The 13,602-nt window shown below is 74.0% G+C and carries 8 protein-coding genes; 4 read left to right on the forward strand and 4 right to left on the reverse strand.

Annotated features, from left to right (window positions below):
• Positions 1-454 precede the first annotated feature (454 nt).
• On the reverse strand, positions 455-1,003 hold the full coding sequence (locus tag ACIQR3_RS15025; RefSeq protein ID WP_215174112.1) for a MarR family winged helix-turn-helix transcriptional regulator: 549 nt from the start codon (positions 1,001-1,003) through the stop codon (positions 455-457).
• Between the two features lie 135 nt (positions 1,004-1,138).
• Here ACIQR3_RS15025 and ACIQR3_RS15030 point away from each other — a divergent pair, with 135 nt between their 5' ends.
• Positions 1,139-2,404 carry an MFS transporter gene (locus tag ACIQR3_RS15030; RefSeq protein WP_403538469.1) on the forward strand — a complete coding sequence of 422 codons (1,266 nt, stop codon included), beginning with the start codon at positions 1,139-1,141 and terminating at the stop codon, positions 2,402-2,404.
• 3 nt (positions 2,405-2,407) lie between these two features.
• On the opposite strand, the gene ACIQR3_RS15035 is transcribed toward ACIQR3_RS15030, so the two are convergent.
• Together ACIQR3_RS15035 and ACIQR3_RS15040 are read right to left on the reverse strand one after the other, a co-directional pair.
• Positions 2,408-4,060: a SpoIIE family protein phosphatase gene (locus tag ACIQR3_RS15035; protein ID WP_403538471.1), complete on the reverse strand. Its 1,653-nt coding sequence runs from the start codon at positions 4,058-4,060 to the stop codon at positions 2,408-2,410.
• A gap of 179 nt (positions 4,061-4,239) precedes the next feature.
• Entirely contained in the window at positions 4,240-5,610 is a 1,371-nt protein-coding gene (locus tag ACIQR3_RS15040; RefSeq protein ID WP_403538473.1) for an NAD(P)/FAD-dependent oxidoreductase, read from the reverse strand.
• Between the two features lie 376 nt (positions 5,611-5,986).
• Here ACIQR3_RS15040 and ACIQR3_RS15045 point away from each other — a divergent pair, with 376 nt between their 5' ends.
• Positions 5,987-6,793, forward strand: a complete 807-nt coding sequence (locus ACIQR3_RS15045) for a TetR/AcrR family transcriptional regulator (RefSeq protein WP_403538475.1) — start codon at positions 5,987-5,989, stop codon at positions 6,791-6,793.
• A 1,078-nt stretch (positions 6,794-7,871) separates the two neighbouring features.
• Here ACIQR3_RS15045 and ACIQR3_RS15050 read toward each other — a convergent pair.
• Positions 7,872-10,016 carry an asparagine synthase-related protein gene (locus ACIQR3_RS15050; RefSeq protein WP_403538477.1) on the reverse strand — a complete coding sequence of 715 codons (2,145 nt, stop codon included), beginning with the start codon at positions 10,014-10,016 and terminating at the stop codon, positions 7,872-7,874.
• A gap of 760 nt (positions 10,017-10,776) precedes the next feature.
• Between ACIQR3_RS15050 and ACIQR3_RS15055 the strand changes: the two genes are divergently transcribed.
• Together ACIQR3_RS15055 and lhgO are read left to right on the forward strand one after the other, a co-directional pair.
• A complete protein-coding gene (locus ACIQR3_RS15055) occupies positions 10,777-12,201 on the forward strand; it encodes an MFS transporter (protein WP_403538478.1) in 1,425 nt (474 codons plus the stop codon).
• 66 nt (positions 12,202-12,267) lie between these two features.
• The gene (gene lhgO, locus ACIQR3_RS15060) at positions 12,268-13,494 is read left to right on the forward strand and encodes an L-2-hydroxyglutarate oxidase (protein WP_403539259.1); all 1,227 of its coding nucleotides are present in this window, start codon (positions 12,268-12,270) and stop codon (positions 13,492-13,494) included.
• Positions 13,495-13,602 lie beyond the last annotated feature (108 nt).

Below are 13,602 nucleotides of genomic sequence, written 5' to 3' on the forward strand. Positions count from 1 at the left end.
GGAACGGACGCTTCCTTTGTACTCACCCGAGAGACTCTCTCAGGCTTTCCTCCGGGCGCTTCCCTTCGGTCTTGCGTTTCCGACTCTATCAGATCCTTTTCCGACCCGATTTCCTCGGTGCTTTCCAGGTTCCCGCTTCCGCGTTTCCCTTTCCGGCGGTTCCGACTCTATCAGATCCTTTCGGGCCTGATTCCCAGTCAGAGTGGGCTGCCTTCCCGGCTGTTGGGCCGTTCCGACGTCTCAAACCTTAGCGGACCCGCTCCCTGTTGCCAAAATCGGAGTTCGGAATTGAATTCGGGCATGCCGAAGTCGTTCCCGAGGGGAGGTCGTGCTGGTGGTGTGAGGTGCCGCTTGTGCGGCGAGAGTGCTGACGCAAAACCGTTACGGCGCTGCGGCAACCCGAAGAACTTTACGGATCGGGGAGGTGGCTGTCAAGCGCCCCCTGTCAACCGTTTTAGTCGAGGTCGCTGAGCCGGCCGCCGGCGTCCGGCTGGTCGTGTTCCACCCTGCGCAGGATGCGGGTGAGGACCTCGCCGAGGGCGGTGCGTTCGTCGGGGGAGAGGTCCTGGAGGAGGTCCTCCTCGAAGACCGAGGCGAGGCGCATGGCCTCCAGCCACTTCTCGCGGCCGTCGGCCGTCAGCTCGACGATGACGCGGACCCGGTTGGACTCGTCGCGGTCCCGGGTGACGAGGCCCTCGGTGACCATGCGGTCGATGCGGTGGGTCATCGCGGCCGGGGTCAGGCCGAGCCGCTTGGCGAGGTCGCCGGGGCCCATCCGGTAGGGGGCGCCGGAGAGGACGAGGGCCTTGAGGACCTCGAAGTCGGCGTTGCTGACACCGAGGTCGGCGGTCTGGCGGCCGTAGGCGACGTTCATGCGGCGGTTCAGGCGGGACAGCGCCGAGACGATCTTCTCGACCTGGGGGTCGAGGTCCTGGAACTCGCGCTGGTAGGCGGCGATCTGTTCCTCGAGTGTCGGCTCGCCGGCAGCTGCTGTGTCGCCCATGGGTCGCAGTATGGCACGGCTGAGCTTTGCCTTGAAGTCCTTCGGAATATACTCTTTAGCTTCGAAGTTTACTTTCGAAGTCTTCACTCCTAACTCGTGAGAGAGGTGAACGTGACCAGGGCGAGGGGCGCTGCGATGCGCCGGATCCATGTGGGCAACGCGCTCAGCGCGTTCGGGCTCGGTTTCACCGTCCCCTACCTGTACGTCTATGTGGCGCAGGTACGGGGGCTCGGCTCCGTGACGGCGGGGCTGGTGCTCGCCGTCTTCGCCGTGGCCGCGCTGATCGTGCTGCCGTTCGCCGGGCGGGCCATCGTCCGGCGGGGCCCGCTGCCGGTGCTGCTCGCCGCCCTGGTCGTGGCCGCCCTCGGCGCGCTGAGCCTGGGGGTGTCGGAGCAGGCGGCGACCGTGCTGCCGTCCGCCGCGCTGCTGGGGGCCGGGCAGGCCGTGATGCAGCCGGCGCTGGCGACGATGATCGTGGACTGCTCGACGGCCGATACGCGGTCGCGGGCGTTCGCCACGCAGTTCTTCCTGCAGAACCTCGGGCTCGGTGTCGGCGGGCTGATCGGCGGGCATCTCGTCGACACCTCCAGCCCCGCGTCGTTCACGCTGCTGTTCGCCATCGAGGCGGCCATGTTCCTGGTGCTGGTCGCCGTGCTGGCCACGGTGCGGATGGAGCGGGCGCCGCGGGTCCCGGAGGCTCCCGAGGGCGCCAAGGGGAGCTGGCGGCAGTTGCTCGGCAACCGGGCCATGGTGCAGTTGCTCGTCCTGGGGTTCGTGCTGTTCTTCGCCTGCTACGGGCAGTTCGAGTCGGGGCTGAGCGCGTACGGCGTGGAGGCGGCCGGGATCTCGACGTCCGCGCTGGGGACGGCGCTGGCGGCGAACACGCTGATGATCGTGGTCGCGCAGTTCGCGGTGCTGCGGTTCGTGGAGCGGCGGAAGCGGTCCAGGGTGATCGCGTCCGTGGGGCTGATCTGGGCCGTGGCGTGGGCGATCGCCGGGTACGCCGGGCTGGGGCACGGCAGCCAGACCATGGCGACGGCCGCGTTCATCTCGACGTACGCGCTGTTCGGGCTGGGTGAGTCGCTGCTGTCGCCGACGCTGGTGCCGCTGGTCGCGGATCTGGCGCCGGAGGGGATGGCGGGGCAGTACAACTCCGCGTTCGCCCTGGTGAAGCAGCTCGCGCTGGCGGTCGGGCCGGCGGTGGGCGGGCCGCTGGCGGCGGCGCTGCCCGGACCGTACATCGTGGTGTTCCTGCTGATCTCGCTGGTGATGAGCGTGCTGGCGGTACGGATGGGGCGGGCGCTCACTCCGGTGCAGGACCGGCCGTGGCTGCTGCGGGCCACCCGGGTGGTCCGGCAGGGCGGGGCGCCCGCCGGCTCGGCCGCGCCGGCCGAGGCGTAGCCGTCACGGGCGGGGCAGGGCGAACTCGCACCAGACCGCCTTGCCGCCGCCCGGGGTGCGGCGGCTGCCCCAGCCGGAGGCGATCGTCGCGACGATGGCGATGCCCCGGCCGGACTCGTCGGCCGGTTCCGCGCGGCGCCGTCTGGGCAGGTGGTCGTCGCCGTCGGTGACCTCGATGATCAGACGGCGGTCGGTGCGGCGCAGGCGCAGCCGCATGGGGGGTGTGCCGTGCTGGAGGGAGTTGGCGACCAGTTCGCTGGCGGCCAGGACGCCGAGGTCGTGCAGGTCGGTGGGGAAGCGCCAGCTGGTCAGGACGCCGGAGGCGAAGGCACGCGCGCGTGGGGCGGCCTCGACGCCGCCGAGGAGTTCCAGCGCGGCGTTGCGGAAGAGGTCGTGTTCGGGGCCGGTGCGCGCCGGGTGCTGGAGGACCAGGACGGCGACGTCGTCGTCGTGCTCGGGGGTCACACCTGCCGAGCGGACCAGGCGGTCGCAGATGACCTGCGGGGTGCCGCGGGCGCCGGCCAGGGCGCGCTCCAGGGCGGCGATGCCCTCGTCGAGGTCCTGGTTGCGGCGCTCGACCAGGCCGTCGGTGTAGAGGACGGCCGTGGAGCCGGGGGCGAGGGGGACGGAGCCCGAGGCGTGCAGCCAGCCGCCGGTGCCCAGCGGCGGGCCGGTGGGTTCGTCGGCGCGGTGGACCGTGCCGCTCTCGTCGCGGACCAGGATCGGGAGGTGCCCGGCGGAGGCGTACACCAGGCGGCCCTCGTTGGGGTCGTGGATGGCGTAGACGCAGGTGGCGATCTGGTTGGGGTCGATCTCGGCGGCGAGGCCGTCGAGGAGCTGGAGGATCTCGTGCGGGGGCAGGTCGAGGCGGGCGTAGGCCCTGACCGCCGTACGGAGCTGGCCCATGACGGCGGCGGCGCGGACGCCGCGGCCCATGACGTCGCCGATGACCAGGGCGGTGCGGCCGCCGCCGAGGGTGATCACGTCGTACCAGTCGCCGCCGACGGCGGCCTCGGTGCCGCCGGGGTGGTAGGTGGCGGCGATGCGGAGGTCGTCGGGCTGCTCCAGTTCCTGCGGGAGGAGGGAGCGCTGGAGGGTGACGGCGGTCTCGCGCTGGCTGCGTTCGCTGGCGCGCAGGCGCTCGGCGGCCTCGGCGTGGTCGGTGACGTCGGTGGCGAAGACCAGGACGCCGCTGTCCTCGCCCTCGGTGACGGGGGTGCAGGTGAAGGTGTAGGAGCGGCCGTCGGGGGCCTTGCGGGACTTGAGGGTGCGGGGCCGGTGGCTGCGCTGGACCTGGTCGAGGAGGGGGAAGAGGCCCAGTTCGGCCAGTTCGGGGAGGGCCTCTCTGGCCCGTTCACCCAGAGGGCGTACGCCGAAGGCCGCCGTATAGGCGTCGTTGACGTAGGCGATGCGGTGGTCGGGGCCGTGGACCAGGGCGACGAGGGCCGGGACGCGGTCGAGGACGTCGCGGACGGGGAGGTCGTCGACGGCCGGTACGGGAGGGGGTTCGTCGGTCAGCTGTTCGGTGCGGGCGGCGGGCACGGAGGTCTCCGACCGGCTCTCTCCCCGCCGGTCCGGGGAGACCGTGGTGTCGTTCCGCGCTGCCGCGCGGCGCTGCGTTCCGGGGAGCCGGGCGCTCCAGCGCGTGAAGTTCACGAATCCTTGCCTCGTGTCAGTCGTCGGCGGCCGGCCGGAACCGGCCGGGGCCCCGGGGGCCGCGCGGGGGTGAGCGGCGGCCCGCCCGTGGTGGTGTGGACCAGTCTGGCAGGGTGCCGACCGGGCCGACATCCGTCAGACGCCGGGCCGGGCGGCGGAGTTCCTCGGTCCGGTCAGGACTACCCCTTCGGGTTCTCCGGGGGCTCTTGAGGAGGGATTCCCCCGGCAGCCAGTTCGAACTCCGCTCGCGGGTGTTCCAGTGAACCCAGCGAGACGATCTCCCTCTTGAAGAGACCGGAGAGTATCCATTCGGCCAGTACGCGCGCCTTGCGGTTGACGGTGGGGACGCGGCTGAGGTGGTAGGCGCGGTGCAGGAACCAGGCCGGATATCCCTTCAGCCGGTGCCCGTGGACCTGGGCGACGCCCTGGTGGAAGCCGAGGGAGGCGACCGAGCCCGCGGACCTGTGGGCGTACGTCTCCAGGGGTTCGCCGCGCAGGGCGTGGGCGATGTTGTCGCCGAGGACCCTCGCCTGTCGGAGCGCGTGCTGCGCGTTGGGGGCGCATTCCCGGCCGGGTGCGCCGGCGGTGACGTCGGGGACGGCGGCGGCGTCTCCGGCGGCCCACGCGTGCGTGACGCCCTCGACCGCCAGCTGGGGGGTGCATCTCAGCCGTCCGCGGTCGGTGCGGGGCAGGTCGGTGGCGGCGAGCACGGGGTGGGGTTTGACGCCGGCCGTCCAGACGACCGTACGGGTGGGGAAGCGGGAGCCGTCGCTGAGGACGGCGACGCGGTCGGCGCAGGACTCCAGGCGGGTGCCGAGCCGTACGTCGATGTTGCGGCGGCGCAGTTCGGTGACCGTGTGGCGGCCCAGTTCGTCGCCGACCTCCGGCAGGATCCGGTCGGTCGCCTCCACCAGGATCCACTTCATGTCGCCGGGGTCGACGTTGTGGTAGTAGCGCGCGGCGTAGCGGGCCATGTCCTCCAGTTCGCCGAGGGCCTCCACGCCCGCGTAGCCGCCGCCGACGAAGACGAAGGTGAGGGCGGCGTCGCGGAGGGCGGGGTCGCGGGTGGAGGAGGCGATGTCCATCTGCTCGATGACGTGGTTGCGCAGGCCGATGGCCTCTTCGAGAGTCTTGAAGCCGATGCCGTGGTCGGCGAGGCCGGGGACGGGCAGGGTGCGGGAGACGGAGCCGGGGGCGAGGACGATCTCGTCGTAGCCGACGGGGCGCGCGCCCGCGCCCTCCTCCTCGGTGGCGAGGGTGGTGACGGCGGCGGTGCGGTGCGCGTGGTCGACGGACTCGGCCTCGCCGACGACGACCCGGCAGCGGCCGAGGACGCGGCGCAGGGGGACGACGACGTGCCGCGGGGAGATCGATCCGGCGGCGGCTTCGGGAAGGAACGGCTGGTACGTCATGTAGGGAGCGGGGGTGACGACGGTGATCTCGGCCTCGCCCCGCCGCAGTTCGCCCTTCAGCTTCCGCTGGAGCCGCAGGGCCGTGTACATCCCGACGTAGCCGCCGCCGACAACGAGAATGCGCGCGCGTTCCTTCACCCTCCCATGACGCACCCGGCGCTTGAGTTTGTCCACAGGCCCGGCAATTCGTATGACCGGCCGGCGGTGGTGGACGGGGTCGGCCGATTCGCCGACGGCCGGGAAAAGCACAGGTCAGCGGGTATGCGTTGAGGCCGTGCCAGGGGGTCGTGGGGGGCGTGTCGGGCCCGTACTCCGATCGGGGTGCGGTCCGTGCGGAACCTGCCCCTTCTGAATTGACGCCCACTCAACTATGTTCGTTCTGACGGAGTGTAGGGGGGATGCGCTCATCGGGTCCGCGACGGGCGGCCCGGACAGCGGCCTGTTCCGCACGCGCTCCGGCTTCCGATGACGGGGAGTGTCTCCGGGGGGAGACGTCATTACCGGGGGATTGTCTATGCATGTTCAGAACTCTCATTGGCCGTCCGGCTCCGCTGTCGCCGCCGGCGGCACGATGAGCGCGACGACGGGTGTGACGACGGGTGCGGCGGGCGGCGGACGCGGGGACGGCGCGCGGTCGGCGCCGCTGCGCGTGGACGCTCAGCGCAATCTGGAGCACGTGCTGCGCGCGGCACGTGAGGTGTTCGGCGAGCTGGGGTACGGCGCGCCGATGGAGGACGTGGCCCGGCGCGCGCGGGTCGGGGTCGGCACGGTGTACCGGCGGTTCCCCAGCAAGGACGTGCTGGTGCGCCGGATAGCCGAGGAGGAGACGACCCGGCTGACCGACCAGGCCCGGACGGCGCTGGGGCAGGAGGACGAGCCGTGGTCGGCGCTCTCCCGGTTCCTGCGGACGTCGGTGGCGTCCGGCGCGGGCCGGCTGCTGCCGCCGCAGGTGCTGCGGGTGGGCGTGGCGGACGAGCATCCCGACGACGGTCCGGCCGGTCCGGCCGGTGAACCCCGGGTGCCGCAGCAGCGGGTCCAGCCGGGCTCCGGCGAGCTGCGGCTGGTGCAGGAGCAGTCCGTGGACGCGGGGGGCTTGTCCCTGGACGACGACGCGGGCGCCGCGGCGCTGCTGGAGGTCGTCGGCCGGCTCGTGGACCGCGCCCGCGCGGCCGGTGAGCTGCGGCCGGACGTGTCGGTGTCCGACGTCCTGCTGGTCATCGCCACGGCGGCACCCTCACTGCCGGACGCGGCACAGCAGGCGGCGGCGTCGGCGCGGTTGCTGGACATCCTGCTGGAGGGGCTGCGGTCGCGGCCGGCGTAGCGGGCGGGGGCTGGCGGGTGCCGGCGGGTGTCGGCGGGTACTTTCGGGTGGCTTGAGCTGCCGGGGGTGCCTGCCGACGCCGATCGGAGTCCGGCCGTATCCGTCGGTTTCTGCGCCGTACCGCCTGTTTCTGGCGTGGGGGCGCGGGGCGGCGCCGGCCGGTTGCCGGGGCGGGCACGCGGCCGCGCCCTGTGCGGGGCCCGGCGTGGTGGTTGACGCGGGGGTGGGTGGCGCGCCCCGGCGCCGACGGGGTGCCGCCGCGCCCACCCGTGCCGCCCCAGGCGGCACGACTGCCCGCGGATTACGCGGCCTGCGCCGCCCGCGGTGACGCGACTCGCGCCGCCTGCGAATACGCGGCCTGCACCGCCCCGCGCATGAAGGCCCCCGCGTTGACGCGGCCTTCGCCGCCCGCGGATTACACGGCCAGCGCCGCCCGCGGTGACGCGACTCGCGCCGCCTGCGGATACGCGGCCTGCACCGCCCCGCGAATGAAGGCCCCCGCGGTGACGCAGCCTTCGACGCCCGCGTAAGTGATCGGACTCCGCGTCCCACGCGAGTGAGCGAAAGCCGACTCCCGCGCGAGTGAGCGAAAGCCGACTCCCGCGCGAGTGAGCGAGCCCCGCGTCCCGCGTGGCGAACCGAGCCCCGCGTCCCGCGTGGAGAAGCGAGAGTCGCCTCCCGCGCGAAGAAGCGAAAGCCACCTGCCGGGAGCGAAAGCCACCTGCCGGGAGCGAAAATCACCTGCCGGGAGCGAAAATCACCTGCCGCGTGTGATGAGCGGGTGCCGCGTCCCGTGCGAGTGGGCGAGGAACGCATCCCGCGCGAATGCGGGGGGGGGCCGCGTTCCGTACGCGGCATGAGGCCGCACCCGCGCCCGCGTACGGCGAGAAGGGGACGGGGTGGGGGGTGTCCGCCCGCAGCGGTTGGCGCGTCGACCCGGGTAAGCCCCGTAGAAGACCGATTCCGCGCCGTTCCGAGGACGGACACCCCCCACCCCGGCCCCGACCACCCACCGCACCGAAGGCGCTACCCGCACCCCCACCGAACCCGCGCGGGCCGCCGCAGGCACCCCGCCCGCTCAACCGCCGGAGGCCAACGCTCCGCGCAACGGCGCGATCCCCGCCGGCACCGCCCGCGCCCGCGCCGGCGTCCCCGTCCAGCACGTCCCCCGCCGCGCCAGCAGCCGCCCCAGCCACAGCTCCAGCGACACCAGATCCGCCAGCCCGTCCAACGGCAGCGCCTCCCCCGCCGCCGCCGACCGCACCGCCTTGCGCACCACCCTCGCCTCCACCAGCCCCGCCTCCGCCAGCAGCGGCCGGTCGAACACGTCCATCAGCGAGTCCGCCGCCCCCCGCAGCCCCGCCCGCGCGGTCGCCGCCGCCACCCCCTGCGTCGGCGTACCCCAGCCCTCCGGCAACTCCCGCACCCCGGCCCCCTCCAGCACCGTCCGCAGGATCGCCGCCCGCGCCCCCGGCCGCACCCGCAGCGCCTCCGGCAGCGCCCGGCACGCCCGGACCACCTGGTTGTCGAGGAACGGCGTGTGCAACCGCTGCGACCGGATCTCCGCCGCCTGCTCCAGCACCCGCACCTCCGCCGCCTGCCGCGCCAACGCGGCCCGCGCCCGGAAGTCACCGGGCCGCATCCCCGGCCCCATCGCGGACCGCTGCGCCGCCGCCTGAAGGCGAACCGATACTTCAGCCAGCGCCTCCCCGGTCAGCCACCGCGCGGCGGGCCCGGGTCTCCCCCAGCTCAGCGCGGCGAGCGACGCGCCCACCGCCCCCTCCCCCGCCTCGTCGGCGACGACGCGCCCCCGCAGCTGCTCCGCGAGCCCGTCGAGCCCCGCCCGGTACGGCGTCCGCGACAGCCGCCGGGCCGCCCCGTACACCCGCGCCGGCACCATCACCGACCCCACCGACCCGTCCGCCTTGGCCAGCGCCGCGACCGGCCGCACCAGATGCCGCCGCCGGCGGTCCATCAGCAGGTCGGCCAGGCGCGCCGGGTGCGCGTCCAGCACCTGCCGCGCCCCGTACCCCGTGAAGTGGTCCGCGCTGCCCGCCGCGAGCCGCGCCCGGTGCCGCGCCACCGAGACCAGGCTCGCCGCCGGTTCGTCCGTCAGCGGCCCGTCCAGTTCGGCGTACGGCAGTACCTCCGCACCGCCCGCCACCACCACGTGGTGCAGCCGCGGGTTGGCCGCCAGTGCCCCCGCCCGTTCCAGCTCGGCCTCGCGCCCGCCGACCGCCAGGTCGTTGAAGGTGACGGCCAGCAGCCGCTCGCCCGCCCCCGTCCCGTGCCCCAGCACGGTCCCCGGCCGCCCCGGCAGCCCCGCCGCCAGCAGCGCGAGCGTCCCCGACGCCGGCCCGCCGGACAGGTCCGCCCCGATCCCCGGCACCGGCATCCCGCGCGCCGCCCGCCGCTCGGCCGGCCCCATGCCGGGCACCGGACCGGGGTCGATCCCGTCCCCGGGGACGTGCCGGGGCGCGGCGAGCCGCGTCCGTACCGCCTCCACCAGCGCGTCCCGTACGCCGTCCACCGCGCTCTGCGGGTCCGCGGGCGGCGCCGCCACCGCCAGCGAGGCCACCGGTTCGTACCCGGCGATCTCCCGCGCCCCGGCGCGCAGCACCAGCGCATGCCCCGGCGGAACGCGTTTCACGCCGTCGTACGGGGTCGCGTCGTCCAGCGCCGCCGGTACGTCGGGAGCGGCGAGCAGCGCGGCCAGGTACGGGAAGTCGAGGTTCGCCTCGACGAGGTCGGCGAGCGGCAGCGCGGCGGTCGCGTAGGCGGTGCCGCCGGCCCAAGGGGTGTGGAAGACGGGACGCGCGCCCGCGAGGTCGCCGCAGACCGTGATCCGCCGCCCCACCTGGACGACGGCCGTGTAACTCCCGGACCAGGCGGTCAGATGCCGCAGCGCCCCGCCCCGCGCCGCGAACAGCGCGACCCGCAGCTGCTCGTCGCTCGCGCCGCAGATGCCCAGCACGGCGATCCGGGTCTGCGGATCGGCGCTGACCACGCGCACCTCGTCGGGCCGCCAGTCGCCGACCGCCCACAGCGGATCGGGGTCGCCCCACAGGAGTTGGGACCCCACGGGCTGCACGGTCTCACCGTCGTACCCGGTGGCTCCGGCGGAGCCGTAGCCCACGCCCCCCGTACCCCCCGTGCCCCCCAAGTCCCCCAGGGCTCCCGCGACTCCCGCGGCGGCGCTGCTCCACCCCACCAACCACCGCATCGACGCCTCCACAGCCTGTGGACAACCAGTGCACCGTATGAACTGGTTCCCCATGCTGCCATGAAGGGAGCGCGCCAGAGCGTCGGCGGAGCAGCTCGCACCGCCGACACCGTGCCCTCGCGGCGCCCCGGCCAGGTCCTGGCCAAGTCCTGGCCAAGCCCTGGCCGGGCCCTCACCGCGCCCTCACCGCGCCCTCGCGGGACGGCCCGCGAGGTCCTCGTCACCCGTTCCGGGGACGGTGTCCGCGACGCGAATGCGCCCCCACTGCGCGCCCCCACGACACCCAACGCGCCCTCAAGTGCCATGGTGGGAGCGGTAGTACGCACAAACCGACGGGGCTTATTTTCAGCCAAATCACAAATTCATGACCGCGTTCGAACACGCTCCGTACAGGCTCTGCGTACCACCGGACCGCGTACGGTCCGGGAGGCGGAGCGCGCCTCCCGGACCGGTCCGCCGCCCGCGGGGATGTGAGGCGGCGGTGTCCCCCAGCCCACTGGATCCAGTACAGCGGGCCGACCCACGCAAGAGCCATGGAACCGCTCCCCCGGTGGCCGGAGTAGAGCGCACGGGCGGGCGCACGGCCACACATCGGGAGCACACGGCAACAGTCCGTACAGACCCCGCACTTCAGTACGGACCACAATCCCGCCATCCGGAACAATGCCCCTTAACGCTTGGGATGCGGCGAACTACGCTGGGTTTACGAATGCCGCGTGGTTATGCCAGCGCGGCAGCCGTCTGTGTCGAGGGGTGGCGCATGTCCAGGGAGCAACGCGGGCCGAACGAAAAACTCGGCGCCGTTCTCGCCCTCGCGGGAATCAGCAACGCGGGACTCGCGCGGCGCGTCAACGACCTCGGGGCGCAGCGGGGGCTGACCCTGCGCTACGACAAGACGTCGGTGGCGCGCTGGGTGTCGAAGGGAATGGTGCCGCAAGGTGCGGCTCCGCACCTCATCGCCGCCGCCATCGGCCAGAAGCTCGGCCGGCCGGTGCCGCTGCACGAGATCGGCCTGGCGGACGCGGATCCCGCGCCGGAGGTGGGCCTCGCCTTCCCCCGCGACGTCGGCCAGGCGGTGCGCACGGCGACGGAGCTGTACCGGCTCGACCTGGCCGGCCGCCGGGCGGGTTCCGGAGGCATATGGCAGTCGCTCGCCGGTTCGTTCGCGGTGAGCGCGTACGCGACGCCCGCCTCGCGCTGGCTGATAACCCCGGCCGACAGTTCGGTGGCGCGCGAGGCGAGCCCGGCCGAGGGCTCCGGCGCACCGCTCAAAGTCGGCCACAGTGATGTCCGCAAGCTGCGGGAGGCCGCCGAGGACGCGCGGCGCTGGGACTCCAAGTACGGCGGCGGCGACTGGCGTTCGTCGATGGTCCCCGAGTGCCTGCGCGTCGAGGCGGCCCCGCTGCTCCTCGGCTCCTACTCCGACGAGGTCGGCCGCGCCCTGTTCGGCGCCTCGGCCGAACTGACCCGGCTGGCCGGGTGGATGGCGTTCGACACCGGCCAGCAGGAGGCCGCCCAGCGGTACTACATCCAGGCGCTGCGCCTGGCCCGCGCCGCGGCCGACGTGCCGCTCGGCGGCTATGTCCTGGCATCGATGTCGCTCCAGGCGACCTACCGGGGCTTCGGTGACGAGGGCGTCGACCTCGCGCAGGCCGCCCTGGAGCGCAACCGGGGCCTGGCGACGGCCCGCACCATGAGCTTCTTCCGCCTGGTGGAGGCACGGGCCCACGCTCGCGCGAACGACGCCCAGGCGGCCGGCGGGGCGCTGAAGGCGGCCGAGAGCTGGCTGGAGCGCGCCCGCCCCGGCGACAACGACCCGAACTGGCTCGGCTTCTACTCCTACGACCGCTTCGCCGCCGACGCCGCCGAGTGCTACCGCGACCTCAAGGCGCCCCGCCAGGTCCGCCGCTTCACCGAGCAGGCGCTGTCCCAGCCCACGGAGGAGTACGTGCGCTCGCACGGCCTGCGCCTGGTCGTGTCGGCCGTCGCCGAGCTGGAGTCGGGGAACCTGGACGCCGCCTGTGAGCAGGGCGTACGTGCCGTCGAGGTGGCCGGACGGATCTCCTCCGCCCGCACCACGGAGTACGTCAAGGACCTGCTGCACCGGCTGGAGCCCTACGGCGACGAGCCGCGCGTGGCCGAGCTGCGCGAGCGCGCCCGTCCGCTGCTGATGGCCCCCGCCTGACGCGTGTGTTCCGTCCCCGGGTTTGAGGGCGTTGTCAGTGGCGCAGTGCAGTATCGAACCCGGGAGGTGGAACAGGTGCGGCCACAGAGTGCAGCCACGTACGACTGCGACGTGCTGGTGATCGGCGGCGGGATCGTCGGCCTGTCGACGGCGTACGCGATCTCGCGCGCCGCGCCCGGCACCAGGGTCACGGTCCTGGAGAAGGAGCCGGGCCCGGCCCGCCACCAGACCGGCCGCAACAGCGGGGTGATCCACAGCGGCGTCTACTACCGGCCCGGCTCCCTCAAGGCCCGGTTCGCGGTGCGGGGCGCCGCGGAGATGGTCAAGTTCTGCGCGGAGTACGGCATCGCCCACGCCGTCACCGGCAAGCTGATCGTCGCCACCGACCGCGCCGAGCTGCCCCGGCTGCACGCCCTCGTCCAGCGCGGCCGGGAGAACGGCATACCGGTGCGGGAGCTGGGCCCCGCCCAGATCACGGAGCACGAGCCCGAGGTGCGGGGCCTGGCCGCGATACACGTCGCCACCACCGGCGTCTGCGACTACGTCGCCGTCGCCCGGCAGCTGGCGGCCGCCTCCGGCGCGGAGATCCGCTACGGCGCGCGGGTGCGGCGCGTCGACCGCCGCCCGGACCTCGGCGTCGCCGTCTGCACCCGCGCCGGGGACGTGGTCCGCGGCCGGGTCCTGGTCAACTGCGCGGGGCTGTACTGCGACGAGGTCGCCCGCCTCACCGGCGACGACCCCGGCATGCGGATCGTCCCCTTCCGCGGCGAGTACTACGAGCTGGCCCGCCCGGAGCTGGTGCGCTCCCTGGTCTATCCGGTGCCCGACCCGGCGTTCCCGTTCCTCGGGGTGCACCTCACCCGGGGCATCGACGGCAGCGTCCACCTCGGCCCCAACGCGGTGCCCGCCCTCGCCCGGGAGGGGTACGGCTGGGGCACGGTCCGGCCCCGCGAGCTGGCCGCCACCCTCGCCTGGCCGGGCTCCTGGCACATAGCCCGCAGACACTGGCGCTACGGCGCGGGCGAGCTGCGCCGCTCGCTGTCGAAGGCGGCGTTCACGACGGCGGTACGGCGGCTGCTGCCCGCGGTGACGGAGGACGACCTGGTTCCGGCGCCGGCCGGGGTACGGGCGCAGGCGGTACTGCCGGACGGCACCCTGGCGGACGACTTCCTGATCCGGGAGACGCCCCGCGCGGTCCACGTCCTCAACGCCCCGTCCCCCGCCGCGACCGCCGCCCTGCCCATCGGCCGCGAGGTGGCCCGCCGCGCCCTGACGGCGCTCGGTCCGGCCTGAGTCCCGGCCGGGCCCTGACGAACGTCTGCCGGAGCGCGCCGGGCACCCGGGCCGGACCTCGGGCCGGACCTCGGGCCGACCCGCCGTCGGGCCGACCTGCGCTCGGGC

Source organism: Streptomyces sp. NPDC090994 (assembly GCF_044768905.1).
In the GTDB taxonomy this organism is placed as follows: Bacteria; Actinomycetota; Actinomycetes; order Streptomycetales; family Streptomycetaceae; genus Streptomyces.

What these genes read in the sequence shown, in the direction of transcription:
- ACIQR3_RS15025 (WP_215174112.1), bottom strand. Translation starts at nt 1,003, where the DNA reads ATGGGCGACACAGCAGCTGCCGGCGAGCCGACACTCGAGGAACAGATC.
- ACIQR3_RS15030 (WP_403538469.1), top strand. Translation starts at nt 1,139, where the DNA reads ATGCGCCGGATCCATGTGGGCAACGCGCTCAGCGCGTTCGGGCTCGGT.
- ACIQR3_RS15045 (WP_403538475.1), top strand. Translation starts at nt 5,987, where the DNA reads ATGCATGTTCAGAACTCTCATTGGCCGTCCGGCTCCGCTGTCGCCGCC.
- ACIQR3_RS15050 (WP_403538477.1), bottom strand. Translation starts at nt 10,016, where the DNA reads ATGCGGTGGTTGGTGGGGTGGAGCAGCGCCGCCGCGGGAGTCGCGGGA.
- ACIQR3_RS15055 (WP_403538478.1), top strand. Translation starts at nt 10,777, where the DNA reads ATGTCCAGGGAGCAACGCGGGCCGAACGAAAAACTCGGCGCCGTTCTC.